The organism is Chitinimonas viridis (genome assembly GCF_030409555.1).
Taxonomy (GTDB): domain Bacteria; phylum Pseudomonadota; class Gammaproteobacteria; order Burkholderiales; family Chitinimonadaceae; genus Chitinimonas; species Chitinimonas viridis.
This window is the reverse complement of the sequence record NZ_JAUFPU010000009.1, coordinates 108,804-126,335: the sequence shown is the minus strand read 5'-3', so window position 1 is coordinate 126,335 and position 17,532 is coordinate 108,804. Positions and strand designations below refer to the sequence as shown.

The following is a 17,532-nucleotide window of genomic DNA, read 5'->3' as shown; positions in this document are numbered from 1 at the left end:
TTCGCCGGCAAGGCTGCGAACCCGAAGGGCTGATCTGGAAAACGGCCATTCACTGCGTTGTGGCGCTTGGCAATAACTTGTTATTGCCTACGCACCACGCCTTGTGCCTGGCCATTTTCCAGATCAGCCCAGCGGGCCGGCGCACGGCGAACAGACTTTGAACAGGCTCTAAGCCAACTGGATTCGCAAATCCAGCCCTGCCCAACCTACATACTCATGCCAACAGGCAGACTGGCGGGCTGAGCCAGCTCTGGCGTTTCCAACCCGGCCACCGGATAGCTGCAATAGTCGGCCGCATAGTAGGCGCTGGCCCGGTGATTGCCGCTGGCCCCCACTCCACCGAACGGCGCTGCGCTGGAAGCCCCTGTCAGCTGCTTGTTCCAGTTGACGATGCCGGCGCGGCTCTCTTGCCAGAACTGCTCGTACAAGGCCTTGTTGTCGGACAGCAGTCCAGCTGCCAAGCCATAGCGGGTAGCGTTGGCCAGGGCAATAGCCTCTTCAAAGTGCTGGTAGCGCTGTACCTTGAGCAAGGGGCCGAAATGCTCTTCATCGCCTAGGTCGCTCACCTCGGACACATCGATGATGCCGGCAGACAGCAAGGCCGTGCCGGCTTCAAGCCGGCGCATGGGCAGCAAGGCCTTGGCGCCGCGTGCAAACAGGGCCTCCTGCGCCTGTAGCAGGTGATCGGCCGCCGCCAGCGAGATCACCGCCCCCATAAAGGGCGCCTCGGCATCATCCCAGCGGCCGACCTTGAGCCTGGCCGCCACATCCACCAATCGTGCCAGGAAGGCATCGCCCTCGGCAGTGCGTGGCACGATCAAGCGGCGGGCGCAGGTACAGCGCTGCCCGGCTGAGATAAAGGCCGACTGTATGGTCTGGAAGACGGCGGCATCGATATTGCCAACCTGCGCCACAATTAGCGGGTTATTGCCGCCCATCTCCAATGCCAGGATCTTGTCGGGTTGGCCGGCAAACTGCTTGTGCAGGTAGTGGCCGGTATTGCTGGAGCCGGTGAAGAACAGGCCATCGATGCCCGCGTGGCCAGCCAGTGCCACGCCGGTATCCTTGGCGCCCTGCAGCAATTGCAGCACCCCAGCCGGCAAGCCAGCCTTTTCCCACAAGGCGACTGTCTGCTGCGCCACCATGGGGGCCAGCTCCGATGGCTTGAACAGCACAGCATTGCCCGCCAGCAAGGCCGGCACAATATGGCCATTGGGCAGGTGACCAGGGAAGTTATACGGCCCGAACACGGCCACCACCCCGTGCGGCCTATGCCGCAGCACCGCCTGGGCATCGCCCATGGTGCTTTCCTTCTCGCCTGTACGTTCGTGGTAGCTCTTCACCGAAATATCGACCTTGCCTATCATGGTCTGCACTTCGGTCAACGCCTCCCAGCGCGGCTTACCGGTTTCGAGACCGATGGCGTCCGTCAGCGCCGCCTTGTTTTCATTCAGCAGCTCGGCAAACCGCCGCACAATCACTTCACGCTGGGCAAAACCCAGCTGGCGCCAGCGGGGAAAGGCGGCGCGTGCCGATTTGACGGCAACGTCCACCTGCTCGGCCGTAGCAGCCTGCCCCTGCCACACGGTTGCTTGGCTGACAGGGTTCTTCGATGTCAGTGCCTGCCCCTCGCCGCCCACCCAATGGCCATTAATGAATTGCTGCGTCATGGTGCTTATCCTGTTCTCTATCTTTGGTCATGGCCTCAAGCCATTTCGTCATCCGGCGCTCCATACCTATCCTGCCCTGGTAGCGCGGGCCATCATCCACCCATCCGGCCCGCTCATAAGCGGCAATCCCAGCCGGGTTATGCTCGTCGACACTCAGTACCAACCTGGCCGTCTCGGGCCAGACAGCGAGCACGCATGCCGGCAAGGCAAGCAGTGCTTGTCGGCCCAGCCCCTTCCCCTGCGCACAGATGTCCATTCTCAAGCCAGTAATTGCCACCGCATCAGCGGGTACCCAAGGTGCTGCCATTGCGCCGCGCCGTACTAGGCAGAAGCCAACTACCCTGCCCTCAGACAGGAAGGCCACACCGCGAAGCAGCTCAGGGTCGGTCTCCTGGCATAGGGCTATCGCCTTCTCCACAGCGCCACAAAACTCGACCTGCGCCTCGCTGATACGCAGTTCGGCCACGGCTTGGCGCTGCGCTTGGCTCAGGTGCTCCCACCGGCAAAGCGACATCGTATTCATCCGTCGGCTCACAGCTTGGCGGACAAGGGCACAGCGCGTACGCTCGCCCCAGGCTCTATACCCAGGCGCGCGATTACCTCGCGGGTCAACGGCAGGCCCGCTGGTGTGGGCTCAGTCTGCGCCAGGCACACCCGGAAGTCGCCCAGTTGCCGGTTGGATATCAACCAGTTGCGGCCACGGGTCTCGTCGTCCGGCTTGGCCGTCAGTATCTGGCTATCGCGCACGGCGCGGATATCGCCCAGGGCGGACTCGATAGTCGGGCCGGCATCAAAGATGTCCACATAACCGTTATAGCGGAAGCCCTCGCCTTCCAGCATGGCCAGGGCTGGCCGGGTGTTGTCGTGCACCTTGCCGATGACGGCACGTGCCTCCTCGCTCAGAAAAGCGGTATAGACCGGGTGCTGCGGCATCAGCTCGGCGATAAAGGATTTCTGGCCTATGCCGGTCAGGTAATCCGCTTCCGAGAAATCCATCTTGAAGAAATGCCGCCCCAGGCTCTCCCAGAACGGTGAACGCCCGCCCTCATCCGATACCCCCCGCATCTCCGCAATCACGCGCGGATTGAACCGCTCGGGGAACTCGGCCATAAACAGAAAACGGCTCTTCGACAGCAGGCTGCCGTTGTTGTCGCGTCGGTATTCCGACTGCAGAAACAAGGAACACAGCTCAGCCGCACCCGTCAGGTCATTGGTTAGAAACAGGGTATCGAGCTTTCGATACACGCCAATCTCGCGCGAGCTATGCACCGACAGGCCGACACGATAGTTGTACCAGGGCTCGTTGCCGCCCACCGCGCCTTCAATACCGCAGATCCCCGCCACATGGCCTTGCGCCGTATCGTCTTCCAGCACGAACACGAAGCTGGACTCCGCCGGATCCGGCTCGCCAGCGATGGCCTGCAATGAGCTGTCTATGCGACGGGTAAGTCGCTCTTCATTGACCGGCAGTGTCGTCACCCCCACCCCGGTGCTGCGGGCCAGCTGCATCAGTGCCGCGAGGTCTTCGCGGCGTATGGAACGTACCAGCATAGTCTGTATCCTCACAGCGGCGCGATGCGCACCGTCTCTCCATCTTGCAGTGCCAGGGCCGTCATCACGGCCAAAGGCAGCTTGATTTCGTCACCCGCCAGTTCAGCCTCGGCAACCGTGGCGCGGAAATCCTCCAGGCGGGTGGTGGCCACAAGGAAGGGCGTACTGCCACCGGCACCGGCCCTGGCCTGCGCCAGCCGACTCTGGGCCACCGTGCGTATGCTGGACGTGCGGGCATGCAGCGTCGGGCCGCCGTCAAAAATATCGATATAGTTCTCGGTCTCGAAGCCTTCGCGCAGCAGTACATCAAAAGGCACTTCCGAGTCCGTGCTGACCTGCCCCATGGCAGTCTGTGCCTCATCGCTGAGCAAAGGCACATAGATGGGATGCTGCGGCATCAGCTCGGCAATGAATTTGCGTCCCTTCACGCCACAGTAGAACTCGGCATCCTGGTAGCCGATACCAAAGAACACCTGGCCTACCGAATCCCAGAATGGGCTGGTGCCATCGGGCCGGTTCACCCCCAGCATCTCCGAGACCACGCCCTCGGCAAACCGCGCCGGCCATTGCGCCAGGAACAGCAAGCGACCCCGTGAGAGCAGATCGCTCCAGCGGCTGAAGTCCAGCTCATCGCGGCAGTAAAAGCCCGTCAGTAGCGTATTGCCTGTCAGGTCATGGCATAGCGACAGTGCGTGTATCTTGTTGTGGATACCGAGGCCGGGCGAAGCGTGGATCAGGGTCTCGTTCCGATAGCTGTAGAACGGCTCGCTGAAACCAGCCGATGCCACCAGGCCGGAGACCCCGACCAAGGCCTTGCTGTCGGTATCTTCGAGTACGAAGAGATAGCTCTCTTCGCCATGGAAACCCACGTCAGCCGCCATGGAATCAATGGATGCCTGGATACGACGATAGAGTGCATCACGATTGGCGGGCAGCGAGGTCACCCCTACCGGGCTTTCCTGGGCAAGCAGCTCAACACCGGGCAAATCGGCCAATCGGCTGGAACGAAGCACTAGCACCCTACGGTCTCCTCATCTGGAACTGCCAACAAACCCCGCATCGCGGCTCTGGCCTGGTGTGCGCAACAGTGCTGCACCAGGGCTAGAGTGACAACGCTGGAACGGTTTAGTCAGCCGCCCCTGGTCGAAAGCGGCTCCCCACAAGCACCACCTGAGCCTTGCGAGTGTGGGCCGCTCCTTGTCGTTATGATGCGCTTAGCGCCCTACAACCTCGTTTACCGCCTGCTCAAAACGGTCAAGGCCCTCGTCGATATCGGCGTCGGCGATCACCAGGCTGGGGGCAAAGCGCACCACATCCGGCCCAGCCTGCAGCACCATCACACCGGCCTTGGCGGCTGCCGTCATGAAATCCTTGGCGCGGCCCTTGTAGGGTTCTGCCAGAACCGCGCCAATCAGCAAGCCCATGCCACGCACCTGCTGGAAGGCCCCGGTCTTGTCGCCCATGGCCCTCAGGCGGCTGACAAAGCGCTCATGCTTGGCGCGGATACCGGCCAGCACTTCCGGGGTGTTGACCACATCAATCACCGCCTCTGCCACAGCACAGGCCAGCGGATTGCCACCGTAAGTGGAACCATGGGTGCCCACGGCAAAATGCTGGGCCACCGCCTCGGTGGTGAGCATCGCACCGATAGGGAAACCGCCACCGAGGGATTTGGCCGAAGTCAGGATATCGGGCGTGACACCGTACTCCATATAGGCATAGAGCGAGCCGCTACGGCCCACACCCGTCTGCACTTCGTCGAAGACCAGCAGCGCCTTATGCTGATCGCACAGCTCGCGCACGCCCTTGAGATAGTCGGCGGTCGCCGGCAGCACCCCGCCCTCGCCCTGTATGGGCTCGATCACCACCGCAGCGGTCTTGTCAGAGATGGCGGACTTGAGTGCTGCTAGGTCGTTGTAGGGTATGTGGGTCACTCCCTGGGGGCGCGGACCAAAGCCATCTGAATACTTGGGTTGGCCGCCCACGGTTACGGTAAAGAAGGTCCGGCCATGGAAGGAATTGGTGGTCGAAATGATCTCGTGCTTGTCGGCACCAGCCGTATCGATCGCCCACTTGCGCGCCAGCTTGAACGCGGCCTCGTTGGCTTCAGCTCCGGAGTTGCAGAAGAACACCCGGTCGGCAAAGGTAGCGTCCACCAGCTTGCGGGCCAGACGCAATGCCGGCTCGTTGGTCAGGGTATTGGAGACATGCCAGAGCTTTTGGGCCTGCTCAGTCAGCGCCTTCACCAATGCCGGGTGGGCATGGCCCAGTGCATTCACGGCGATGCCGCCAGCAAAGTCCACATACTCACGCCCCTGCTGATCCCACAGGCGAGCCCCTTCGCCGCGCACGGGAATGTAATCGGCAGGTGCGTAGTTAGGCACCATGAACTGGTCGAAATCGGCACGGCTAACGGTTTGGCTCACGGGAGCATCCTTTCAGGCTTTTGCGGATATGGGAGTCATTCTAGGGAAGTCGCGGCGGCGTGGATTCCGGTATTGCGACATCTTCGTAATGGGTTCAGGCCCATTATGGGCTGCTGGGCGTATCTTGCGACTCACTCTTTACCGTACCGCGCTGTCTATCCTCGCGCGGGGTGGTATCAAAATGATTACGGTAGGCGCTGGAAAAATGCGGGCCGCTGGAAAAACCGCAACTCAGGCCTATCTGGATGATGGATTTGGCGGTTTGCCGCAGCATCTGGCGGGCGCGATTGAGCCGAAGCTCCAGGTAGTACTGCGATGGCACGCTGTCGAGGTGCTGCTTGAACAGGCGCTCCAGCTGCCGCCGCGAAACACAGACATGCTGGGCGATCTCATCCGTCGTCAGGGGCTCTTCCAGGTTAGCCTCCATCAGCATGACGGCCTGCACCAGCTTGGGCTGATTGCTGCCCACCCGGTTTTTCAACGGTATGCGCTGCCGGTCATCACGGCCGCGAATACGCTCCAGCAGCAGGTTCTCCGCCACCGATGCCATCAGATCAGCACCGTGTTGCCGCGCGGCCAGGTGCAGAAACAGATCGACCACTGCCACGCCACCACCACAGGTGGCGCGATCACGGTCCACCTCGAACAAGGCTGTCGAGGCCACGACCTGCGGGTAGCGCTCAGAAAACACCTCCAGCAGCGACCAATGCAAGGTCGCCCGGCAGCCATTGAGCAAGCCCGCGGCCGCCAGCCAAAAAGCGCCTGCATGCCATGCCCCCAGCAGGCAGCGCTGCCGCCCAAGCTGGGCCAGGCCGCTGACCACGGGGTCGGTCATGCTCAATGGTTTAGGTAGGTCAGATGCCGCCACGAACAGTACGGCAAGCGCCTGTGCCGGATCAAACACGGCGTCCACCGGCTGCAGGCGGCCGTGTCGTGACATTACTGGATTGCCATCCTGCGACAACAGCCTGACCTGGTACAGCACACTACCGGTGAGGCGGTTGATCTCGCCACTGCAATCGAGCAGCAGGCCCAGCTCGCTGGCCGAGAAGCCGGGCAGCAGCAGCACACTCAATGTCTGCGTGGCGGGCTTATCGGCATAGTCAAACATGGAGGGCTACTTGAGGCTGCCAGACAGGAACTGCTTGAGGCGCTCGCTGGTCGGGTTGACCAGCACCTCCTTGGGATTCCCCTGTTCTTCGATGCGCCCCTGGTGCAGGAAGATCACATGGTTGGAGACCTCACGGGCAAAGGCCATTTCATGTGTCACCACCACCATGGTGCGACCTTCCTCTGCGAGCGACTTCATCACACGCAGCACCTCACCCACCAGCTCGGGGTCGAGCGCCGAGGTGGGTTCGTCAAACAGCATGACCTCAGGCTCGACGGCCAGCGCACGGGCTATGGCCACGCGCTGCTGCTGTCCGCCCGACATATGGGCTGGGTATTTGTCTTCAACGTTCTTCAGGCCGACCTTGTCCAGGTATTTGCGTGCCCGCTCCACCGCCTCGGTCCGACTGACCCCCAGCACATTGACAGGGGCCTCGATGATGTTCTGCAGCACCGTCATGTGGGCCCACAGATTGAAATGCTGGAACACCATGGCCAGCTTGGCGCGCATCATCTGCAGTTGGCGTTCGTCGGCAGCCTTGAACATGCCATCCTTGGCCGTCACCAGCTTCATTTCCTCGCCTGCCACCGTGATCCGGCCGGCATGCGGCCGTTCCAGCATATTGATGCAACGCAGGAAGGTACTCTTGCCCGATCCGCTGGAGCCGATGATGCTGATCACGTCCCCGCCATGGGCTGTCAGCGACACACCTTTCAGCACTTCGTGGCTGCCATAGCTTTTGTGCAGGTCTTCAACTTGAAGCTTGATACTCACGGTTGTCTCCGTCGCAGATGATCTGGGCCGGCGCGCTAGCTGCGCCGACCCTGGGTATGGGGGTTCAGGCGCTCAGCAGGTAGCCACTGCGGAAGGCTACCTTGCCGGCCACCTTGCACAGGTCCATGCCGGTGGTGGCATAGCGCACAATGCCGCGGGCATAGAGGACACCACTCACCGAAGCAGTCACCGAGGTCACCGTGTCGGTCAGCGGGTCAATGACGTCCACCACCACCTCTCCCGCCTCGATGTAGTCGCCAGTCTGGCGGTGGAAGGCCACTACACCCGCATGGGGCGCGTGCAAGGTCTCCGACCCCGCCAAGGGCGTTGCCTCACACAATGCGGTCGGCAAGGCAGGCGGATCGCCAGCCACCACGCCACGATGCCGCAGGAAGGCGATTAGATTGTCCGCATCCTGACCCGCCACCGGGTGGTAAACATCGGTATTGCCACGCAGTTCCACCGTGGCCGAAAAACAGGCCTGTGGAATGGGGTAGCGGCCCGCATGGCGTTCAGCCAGTTGCCACCAGTGGCCACTGAGCGCCTCATCAAATGAAGCGCCACCCGAGCCCTTAGCCAATAGCACGGCCTGCGCACCCAGATAACGACACAGGGGTTCGGCCTGCTCCAGGCAAGGCGTTTCTGTATACACATGCAACACGGCTTCGAAATCACAGTGCAGGTCCAGCACGACATCGGCGTCATAGGCCAGGCTGACCAGGATGTGGCGCAACGACTGCAACTCCGTTGCCGGCTTGATGCGGCCAAGCGCGTCGCCCATGGCGGCGCGTATGGCCCGCTTGTTGGCCTCGGCATCCGGACCCAGTCTGGCGACTATGCCTTCACCCAGCAAAGCCAGGAAATCCGGATAGTGGCGGTTGAAATTCTCGCTGCTGGCAAACTCGAACCGCCCCAATTGCCCATGCATGAGGGTCTGGTCCAGCCCGATGGGGTTGGCCACCGGCACCACCACCACTTCACCGCGCAGCTGCCCCTGTGATTCCAGCACCGCCAGGCGCTGCTTCAGGTGGTGCAGTACCAGCATGCCGGGCAATTCATCGGCATGCAGGCTGGCCTGCAAGTACACCTTCTGCCCGGTGCCAGGCGTGCCGTAATGAAAGCTCAGCAGCTCACGGCGCGTGCCCACGCTGGGTGAAAGCAAGGCATGACGTCTGATTTCCATGACTCAGGCCTTTCGCGGTTGCAGATAGGCCAGCCAACGGCGCTCTGCCAGCTTGAAGCCCCAGACCAGGGTAAAAGTCAGCACTAGGTAGATGGCGCCCGCCGTGATAAAGGCCTCAAACGGCAGATAGAAATCCGAATACACGCTGCGGGCAGCACCCGTGATATCCATCAATGCCGGCACCGTACTGGCCAGCGAGGTGCCGTGCAGCATCATGATGACCTCATTGGAATACGCCGGCAGAGTACGGCGCAGCGCCGATGGCAGTACGATGCGCCACATCAGCTGCCGTCGGCTCATGCCCATGGCGCGGGCCGCCTCTATCTCGCCGTGGTTGGTGTCGCGGATGGCGCCCGCCAGCATCTCGGTGGTGTAGGCACAGGTATTGAGGGTAAATGCCAGCACGCAGCAGAACAGCGCATCCTTGAACGGCATGAGCAGCGGCACCGTATCCCAGTTGGACTGGACGAACTCCAGCTGCGCCACGCCGTAGTAGATCAGGTAGACCTGGATCAGCATGGGCGTGCCACGCATCACATAGGTGTACAGCCACACAGGGGTGGACAGCCACTTGTTGCGGGAGACCCGCATGATGGCCATGGGAATGGACAGCACGGCACCGATGGTGACCGAGATAAACAGCAGCTTGAGGCTGACCAGAATGCCTTGGCCGAACAGCTTGAGCGTAGCCGGCTCGAAAATGACTTCGAATTGCATCAGAACTCTCCCCGGCGTACGCCCATGGAGTAACGCTTATCCAGTTGCTTCAGTACGATCAGCGACACGGTTGTGATCGCCAAGTAAATGGCACCGGTGAACAGGAAGAACAGCATGGGCGCCAGTGGCGTCACATCACGGGCGGCCGAAGCGGCCTGCTTGGCCAGCATGGTCATGTCCGGCAGGCCGAGGATGGATACCAGGGCGGTGGCCTTGATCAACACCAGCCAGTTGTTGGTGAAGCTGGGCAGGGCCAGCCTGATCATCTGCGGCACGGTGATATGAAAAAACACCCGCGACTTGCTCATGCCGAAGGCGTAGCCTGCCTCCATCTGCCCCTTGGGTATGGCCATGATGGCGCCCCGAAAGGTCTCGGTCATGTAGGCGCCATAAATGAAGCCTATCGTAAGTACACCAGCGAGGAAGGGGTTGATCTCGATGTATTCCTCGTAACCTACCAGCTCCAGGCCTTTGTTCAGCAGTATCTGGCCGCCGTAGAAGATCAGCAGCATCAGCACCAGGTCGGGAATGCCGCGTATCACTGTGGAATAAATGCCTGCCAGCCAGTTCAGTGGCTTGCTCTGCGCCAACTTGGCCGTTGCGCCAAGCAGGCCCAATACCACGGCCACGGCCAGCGAGCCCAGTGCCACTTCCATCGTGAGCACCGAACCCTTGAGAATATTGACTATGTACTCTTCCATCGATTGATCTCTGTACCGCTTGCGGGAATGCGGCTTTGGGGGTGGGGCGTAACCAAGGGTATGCCTGTCGCGGTGCTACGGCGAGCAAAACGACGTCAGGACAAACCCGTATGCGGGCGTGCCGCAAGAATCAAGGATAGGACGAGAGACGAAAACGGCGCAATCCCAACCTGGGAGCGGTAAAGCCCCCTTCTGATTGCGCCGTCCTTGCGATCAAACGCGTATGGGCTTAGCCGCCCCAGACTTCAAAGTTGAAGTACTTGTCGTTGATCTTCTTCCAGGTGCCGTTTGCACGGATATTCTTGATGCCCTTGTTCAAGGCATCGCGCAGATCGGTATCGCTCTTACGGATAGCGATGCCGGCGCCTTCACCGAAATACTTCTTGTCGTTCAGGATAGGACCAACAAAGCCCCAGCCTTTGCCATCAGCGGTCTTGAGGAAGCCTTCATACACTTCCACGCTGTCGGCCACGGTGCCATCCAGGCGACCGGACTTGATATCCAGGTAGACCTGATCCTGAGCCTCGTAGGGAACGATCACAGCACCGGAGGCTTCCAGTTCACCCTTGGCGTACTTCTCCTGGGTCGAACCCTTCAGCACGCCGATCTTCTTGCCCTTGAGTTCGGCCGGCACGTTCTTGATGGTGCCCAGCTTCACAACGATGCGCGAAGGCGTGTTGTAGTACTTGCCGGTGAAGTCCACGGCCTTCTTGCGGTCTTCAGTGATGGACATCGAGGAAATGATGGCGTCGTACTTCTTGGCGTTCAGGCCAGGAATCATGCCGTCCCAGGCTTGCTCAACGAACACGCACTTGGCCTTCATTTCGGCGCACAGTGCATTGGCAATATCCACATCGAAACCGGTGGGCTTGCCATCGGGCGTCTTGTAGGTGAAAGGCTTGTACGTAGCGTCGATAGCAACGCGAACTTCCTTCCATTCCTTGGCCGAAGCGGCCACGGACAGCGCCAGTGCGATCGCACCAAACAGCGCGGTTTTCTTCATTGCCTTACTCCTCGTTCTTGGATGAGTGTGGAAACCGGCGAAGCCAACATTGCGGCCTCGGAGAAACCGGAACCGGCGCTGATTGTAATCCGCCATTTGGACCTACACCATTGCTGGAATGCGACATCTTCGTACAGCAGTGCAAATACCCCTAAACAGGTGCAACAAAACGGTGCAAAAGGTAGTCTTAGCGCCCCAGTATTGCCCTGCGACGGGGCGCGGCTATAACAAAGTGTCGCATCCCCTAATACTGGTAATCGTCGCGTCGGCGCTACAATGTCGTCGCGCTTGCCAAGAATCCCTTGCAAGGGAGCGGCAATCAAACAAGCGATTGCTCAAAAAGCGCATCGCTCGCAGTCCAACAGGAGACAACCCAAGATGCAAACCTTCCACGCCAGCCTCTTAGCAGACATCCAGCGCCATGCCGATGCGCGAGAGGCCGGACCGGTCAACCTCACCTCGCTGATCCAGAACTACTACGCCGATACCGATGCCCATGATCTTGCCCGCCGCGATGCGCAGGACTGGTACGGTGCCGTGCTCGCCCACCTGAAACTGGCGGCCACGCGCAAGGCGGGCGAGGCGCAGGTACGCGTCTACAACCCCAGCTTTGACGACCACCGCTGGCAGACCAGCCATACCGTGATCGAACTGGTGAATGACGACAAGCCTTTCCTGGTTGATACCGTCAGCCTGGCGCTGAATCGCCTGGGCTACGGCATACACCTGATCATCCACCCGGTGCTCAAGGTCACGCGTAACAAGGCCGGCAAGCTGGACGAACTGGGCGCAGGCCAACCCGAATCGTGGATACATCTGGAGATCGACCGTATCAGCGACAAGTCCAAGCTGGACGAGATCAAGGCTGAGCTGCTGAAGGTGCTGAGCCAGCTCAAGGACTGCGTGGAAGATTTTGACGGCATGGCCAAACGGCTCGCCGAAGTACACAGCGAGCTGACCAAGTGCAAGCCGGCAGTAGAAAAGGCCGAATGGCAAGAAGCCTTGTCCTACCTGGAATGGCTGCAGGATGACCATTTCGTCTTCCTGGGCTATCGCGATTACGACCTGACCGACAGCAAGGAAGGCGTACAGCTCACCATCGTCAAGGGCTCTGGCCTGGGCCTGTTGCGCGGCGAGACCCGTGGCGCCCACTCGGCCAGCTTTGCCGCCCTGCCAGCCGATATCCGCGCGCTGGCACGTGACAAGACCCCGCTACTGCTGACCAAGACCAACTCCCGCTCCACCGTGCATCGTGGCGCCTACCTCGACTGCGTCGGCCTCAAGCGCTATGACAGCAAGGGCAATGTCACGGGCGAGCGGCGCTTCCTGGGCCTGTACACGGCCAAGGCCTATAACACGCCACCGCACCAGATCCCGGTTCTGCGCCGCAAGATCGATGCCGTGATGGCCGCCAGCCAGGTTGCCGCCAGCAGCCACAAGGGCAAGACCCTGCTCAACGTGCTGGAAACCTACCCGCGCGACGAATTGCTGGAGATCAGTGAATCGGCCCTGAGCGAAATCTCGCTGGGCATCGTCAGCCTGCAGGAGCGCAACCAAGTGCGCGCCTTCATCCGCGAGGACCTCTATCGCCGCTATGTCTCGGCCCTGGTCTACCTGCCGCGGGACAACTACAACACTGATGTGCGGGTAAAGATGCAGCAACTGCTGCTAAATGCCTTCAACGGCACCTCGGCAGAATTCAACGTCATGCTGTCGGACTCGGTACTGGCCCGCATCCAGTTCATCGTCCGCACACCAACGGGCTCCAGCCTGCCCGATTACGACCCGCGCGAGATCGAAGCCAATATCGCCCAGGCCACCCGTCGCTGGACCGACGACCTGCAGCTCAACCTCGCCAGCCATGCCGGCGAAGAGCGAGGCATGGCCTTGCATGCCAAGTACGCCCGTGCCTTTGCCGCGGCCTACTACGCCGACTATGACGCCCGCACCGCCGTCAGCGATATCGACAAGATTGAGCAAGCACTGGCAGGCAAGAGCCTGACCATGAAGCTGATGGATGCCAGCCTGGCCGACCCCACCCTGCATCGCTTCAAGATTTTCCGCGAAGACCCGATTGCGCTCAGCGACAGCCTGCCCGTACTGGAAAACATGGGCGTACGCGTGATAGAGGAACAGCCGTACACGCTGAAGTTCGCCGACGGCGGCCGCGCCTGGGTAACCGACATCGCTATCAAGCTGCCGATATCCGGCCTGCTGGACGAAGACGAGACCCGCAATGCCTTCCAGCAGGGCTTTGCTGCCATCTTCGAGGGCCATGCAGAGAATGATCGCTTCAACAAGCTGATCCTGCTGGCTGGCCTCGGCTGGCGCGAAGTCGTGCTGCTGCGCGCCTACGCCAAATACCTCAAGCAGATCGGCCTCAATTACAGCCTGGATCACATTGCAGAGCGCCTGGGGCATTTCCGTGAGATCGCCCGCGACCTGGCCACGCTGTTCCTGTCCTTGCACGATCCCAAGCAAAAGCAGGTCAAGCAGGTTGCTGCGCTCAGCGCCAAGATCAAGGAGGCCTTGGCCCAGGTGCCCAGCATCGACGACGAGCGCATCCTGTCTGGCTTCTTCCACACCATTTCCGCCACCTTGCGGACCAACTTCTTCCAGCCGGGCCCGGCGGGCGAGGTCAAGGACTACATCAGCTTCAAGTTCGAAAGCGCCAAGATCCCCAACATGCCGCAGCCTGTGCCGCTGTATGAGATCTTTGTTTACTCGCCACGCGTGGAAGGCATCCACCTGCGCTTCGGCAAGGTGGCCCGTGGCGGCCTGCGCTGGTCCGACCGCAAGGAAGATTTCCGCACCGAAGTGCTGGGCCTGGTCAAGGCACAGCAGGTCAAGAACACGGTTATCGTCCCTGTAGGCTCCAAGGGCGGCTTTGTGCTCAAGCAGGCGCCGACCGAACGCGAGGCCTATCAGGCCGAGGGCGTCGCCTGCTACAAGACCTTTATCCGTGGTCTGCTGGATCTGACCGACAACCTGGTCGATGGCAAGGTCGTCCCACCCAAGGCCGTGCATCGCCTGGATGCTGATGATCCCTACCTGGTGGTCGCAGCAGACAAGGGCACGGCCACCTTCTCCGATATCGCCAATGGCGTATCGCAGGAATATGGCTTCTGGCTGGACGATGCCTTTGCCTCCGGCGGCTCGGTTGGCTACGACCACAAGAAGATGGGTATCACTGCCAAGGGTGCCTGGGAATCGGTCAAGCGCCATTTCCGTGAAATGGGCCACGACACCCAGAAGCAACCCTTCACCGTGGTCGGCATCGGTGACCTGATGGGAGACGTGTTCGGCAACGGTATGCTGCTGTCCGAGCAGATCAAGCTGGTCGCCGCCTTCAACCACCTGCATATCTTCCTGGACCCCAATCCCGATACCGCCAAGAGCTTCAAGGAGCGTTCGCGCATGTTCGCCCTGCCCCGCTCCAGTTGGGAGGACTACGACAAGAAGACGCTGTCCAAGGGCGGTGGCATCTACTCGCGTAGCGCCAAATCCATCCCGCTGTCGCCGGAAATCCGCAAGGTGCTCGACATCACCGACGAAGCACTGGCGCCTAACGACCTGATCCGCGCCATCCTCAAGGCACCGGTGGACTTGCTGTATAACGGCGGCATAGGCACCTACTTCAAGTCCAGCAGCCAGAGCCACGCCGAGGCCAGCGACCGCAGCAACGATGCACTGCGCATAGACGGCCGTGAAATCCGTGCCCGTGTGATAGGTGAAGGCGGTAACCTGGGCTTTACCCAACTGGGGCGCGTGGAATACGCACTCAGCGGCGGCCATATCTGTACCGATGCCATCGACAATTCGGCCGGCGTGGATTGCTCTGACCACGAAGTCAATATCAAGATCCTGCTGGGCCGCCTGGTACAGGCCGGCGACATGACGCTGAAGCAGCGCAATGCCCTGCTGGCAGAGATGACAGACAATGTGGGTGAACTGGTACTGCGCGACAACTACCTGCAGACCGCCGCCATCAGCCTGGAACTGAAGCAGGCCAAGTCGCTGCTGAGCGTGCATGGCCGCTTCATGCAGTCGCTGGAGCGCGCAGGCCGGCTCAGCCGCCGTATCGAGTATCTCCCCAACGATGCACTGCTGGCCGAGCGCCAGGCTGCCGGCCAGGGCATGACCAGCCCGGAATTGGCCGTATTGCTGGCCTATGCCAAGCTGGGCCTGTTCGACCAACTACTGGCTTCGCCCCTGCCCGCCATGAAGGAATGGGACGAGCTGCTGTCGGGCTACTTCCCCACCAAGATGGCAGACAAGTTCAAGAAGCAGTTGCCCAGCCATCCGCTGCGCAGCGAGATCGTGGCCACCGTACTCACCAACGAGTGCGTCAACCGTATGGGTATCAGCTTTGTATTCCGGGTGGCCGAGGAAACCAATGCCACGCCCGCCGAAATCGTGCACGCCTGGAGCGTTGCCAGCCGTCTGATGCAGGCCGACAAGCTGTGGGCTGAGCTGGAGGCACTGGACAATACGGTGCCGACCAACACCCAATACGATCTGATGCTGGAAGTGCGCAAGCAGCTGGAACGCGTAGCCCGCTGGGTACTGCGTGTGCAACTGACCGAAGCCGACGCCGACAAGCGCCTGGTGCAGCTCACCGACGAAATCCCCACCCTGCTGCCCAAGCTGGACAAGTGGGTGGCCGACAAGGCCAATTTCGCCAGTGCCCGCGAACGGCTCAAGGCAGCTGGCGTCAAGGCTGAACTGGCTGGCCGCGTGGTGTATCTGGATGCTGTCCTGGCCCTGCTGGACATCGCCCGCCTGGCCCGCGAAAGCAAGGCCAGCGTGGAGGATGTCGCCCAGGCCTATTTCAAGCTGGAAGGCGCACTGCAGATAGACTGGCTGCGCGAGGTGGTAGACGGCTTGCCACGCGACAACCGCTGGCAAACCCTGGCCCGCATGGCGCTGCGCGATGAGCTTTACCGCGAACACGCCGGCCTGACTGCTCGGGTACTGGCAGGCACGGGCACGGTACAGAAGCGGGTGGATGCCTGGCTCAAGGCACGCGAAGTGGCGCTGGAGCACGTGGGCCGCATGTTCGAGGAATTGCGTGTCGCCACGCCGGACCTGGCCATGCTGTCCGCCGCTATGCGCGAGATACGCAACCGCCTGGCTGCCTAAGCAGCGCAACAAGCAGGTCGATCAAGCCCCCCGGTAGTACCGGGGGGCTTTTTTATTACCAGCCGCGAGCCAGATCGCGCTTGATATCGTCGATATGCTCCAGCCCTACCGAGATACGTATCAGGCCTTGGGTAATGCCTGCCGCCGCCTTGACCTCGGGCGAGATGCGGCCATGGGTCGTGGTATAGGGATGAGTGATGGTGGTCTTCACGTCGCCCAGATTGGCCGTGCGGCTGAGCAGTTGCACGCTATCCACTAGGCGCCACGCTGCCTCCTGCCCACCCTTGACCTCGAACGAGACAATGCCACCGCCGCCAGACTGCTGCCGCTTGGCCAGCTCATGCTGAGGGTGCGAAGGCAAACCGGGGTAGTACACACGTTCGATGGCCGGTTGCGTCTCCAGCCACTGCGCCAAGGCTAGCGCGTTCTCGCAGTGGGCACGCATGCGCAGGCCCAGCGTTTCCAATCCCTTGACCAGCACCCAGGCATTGAAGGCACTCAGGGTGGGGCCGGCAGTGCGCAAGAATTGGTAGATAGGCTCGATCAAAGCCTTGCTCCCCACCACCGCACCGCCCAGCACCCGCCCCTGCCCATCAAGGTATTTGGTGGCGGAATGGATCACCAGATCGGCCCCCAAGGCAATGGGGCGCTGCAAAGCCGGCGAGCAGAAGCAGTTGTCCACCACCATGATGGCACCGTGCCGATGTGCAACAGCCGAAATGGCAGCAATGTCGGCAATCTCGGTCAGTGGGTTGGATGGGGTTTCCAGGAAGAACAACCTGGTCTCCGGCCGCACGGCGGCATCCCAGGCGGCCGGGTCGGTAGGCGGCACAAAGCTGCTGGTCACACCAAACTTGGCCAGCCAGTTGGAAAACAACTGAATGGTGGCGCCAAACATACCGCTGGACGCCAGGATATGATCCCCCGCCTTGAGGTGCCCCATGCATAGCGCCAGAATGGCCGACATACCGCTGGCCGTCGCCACCGCAGCCTCTGCCCCTTCCAATGCGGCCAGCCTGTCCTGGAAAAGCGTCACGGTCGGATTGGTAAAGCGCGAATAGATGAAACCCGGCTCGGCCCCGGTAAAGCGGGCTGCAGCCTGGGCTGCATTGTCGGCCACAAAGCTGGAAGTCAGATAGAGCGCCTCGGCATGTTCACCAAACTGGCTGCGCTCTTGCCCCGCACGTATGGCCAGGGTTTCCAGTTGATAGTCGAAATCATCGGTCATGGTGCTTGGGCTCCTGAGGTGATGGT

At 61.2% G+C, this 17,532-nt stretch carries 13 protein-coding genes; 1 reads left to right on the top strand and 12 read right to left on the bottom strand.

Annotated features, from left to right (window positions below):
- Positions 1–206: 206 nt before the first annotated feature.
- From astD to aotJ, 11 genes are all read right to left on the bottom strand, one after another.
- Positions 207–1,670, bottom strand: coding sequence for a succinylglutamate-semialdehyde dehydrogenase (gene astD / locus QWZ03_RS11850; protein WP_290332905.1), 1,464 nt, complete (start codon positions 1,668–1,670; stop codon positions 207–209).
- Positions 1,651–2,136: a GNAT family N-acetyltransferase gene (locus QWZ03_RS11845; RefSeq protein WP_290332904.1), complete on the bottom strand. Its 486-nt coding sequence runs from the start codon at positions 2,134–2,136 to the stop codon at positions 1,651–1,653. The genes astD and QWZ03_RS11845 overlap by 20 nt, the downstream gene beginning before the upstream one ends.
- Positions 2,137–2,201: 65 nt before the next feature.
- On the bottom strand, positions 2,202–3,221 hold the full coding sequence (astA, locus tag QWZ03_RS11840; protein WP_290332903.1) for an arginine N-succinyltransferase: 1,020 nt from the start codon (positions 3,219–3,221) through the stop codon (positions 2,202–2,204).
- A gap of 11 nt (positions 3,222–3,232) precedes the next feature.
- On the bottom strand, positions 3,233–4,240 hold the full coding sequence (astA, locus tag QWZ03_RS11835) for an arginine N-succinyltransferase (RefSeq protein WP_290332902.1): 1,008 nt from the start codon (positions 4,238–4,240) through the stop codon (positions 3,233–3,235).
- A gap of 195 nt (positions 4,241–4,435) precedes the next feature.
- A complete protein-coding gene (locus QWZ03_RS11830) occupies positions 4,436–5,647 on the bottom strand; it encodes an aspartate aminotransferase family protein (protein ID WP_290332901.1) in 1,212 nt (403 codons plus the stop codon).
- 103 nt (positions 5,648–5,750) lie between these two features.
- Positions 5,751–6,758 carry a GlxA family transcriptional regulator gene (locus QWZ03_RS11825; RefSeq protein WP_290332900.1) on the bottom strand — a complete coding sequence of 336 codons (1,008 nt, stop codon included), beginning with the start codon at positions 6,756–6,758 and terminating at the stop codon, positions 5,751–5,753.
- 6 nt (positions 6,759–6,764) lie between these two features.
- Positions 6,765–7,532, bottom strand: a complete 768-nt coding sequence (locus tag QWZ03_RS11820) for an ABC transporter ATP-binding protein (protein ID WP_284196243.1) — start codon at positions 7,530–7,532, stop codon at positions 6,765–6,767.
- Between the two features lie 64 nt (positions 7,533–7,596).
- Positions 7,597–8,715, bottom strand: a complete 1,119-nt coding sequence (locus QWZ03_RS11815; RefSeq protein WP_290332899.1) for a succinylglutamate desuccinylase/aspartoacylase family protein — start codon at positions 8,713–8,715, stop codon at positions 7,597–7,599.
- Between the two features lie 3 nt (positions 8,716–8,718).
- On the bottom strand, positions 8,719–9,432 hold the full coding sequence (locus QWZ03_RS11810) for an ABC transporter permease (protein WP_290332898.1): 714 nt from the start codon (positions 9,430–9,432) through the stop codon (positions 8,719–8,721).
- A complete protein-coding gene (locus tag QWZ03_RS11805) occupies positions 9,432–10,133 on the bottom strand; it encodes an ABC transporter permease (protein WP_284196246.1) in 702 nt (233 codons plus the stop codon). The genes QWZ03_RS11810 and QWZ03_RS11805 overlap by 1 nt, the downstream gene beginning before the upstream one ends.
- Positions 10,134–10,362: 229 nt before the next feature.
- Complete coding sequence (gene aotJ / locus QWZ03_RS11800) at positions 10,363–11,136, bottom strand: L-arginine-binding protein AotJ (RefSeq protein ID WP_284196247.1); 774 nt, start codon at positions 11,134–11,136, stop codon at positions 10,363–10,365.
- 378 nt (positions 11,137–11,514) lie between these two features.
- On the opposite strand from aotJ, the gene QWZ03_RS11795 reads away from it, so the two are divergent.
- Positions 11,515–16,278 (top strand): NAD-glutamate dehydrogenase, encoded by a 4,764-nt coding sequence (locus QWZ03_RS11795; protein WP_290332897.1) that lies wholly within the window; start codon positions 11,515–11,517, stop codon positions 16,276–16,278.
- 55 nt (positions 16,279–16,333) lie between these two features.
- Here QWZ03_RS11795 and QWZ03_RS11790 read toward each other — a convergent pair whose 3' ends face one another.
- Positions 16,334–17,506 carry an O-succinylhomoserine sulfhydrylase gene (locus tag QWZ03_RS11790; protein WP_290332896.1) on the bottom strand — a complete coding sequence of 391 codons (1,173 nt, stop codon included), beginning with the start codon at positions 17,504–17,506 and terminating at the stop codon, positions 16,334–16,336.
- Between the last annotated feature and the right edge of the window lie 26 nt (positions 17,507–17,532).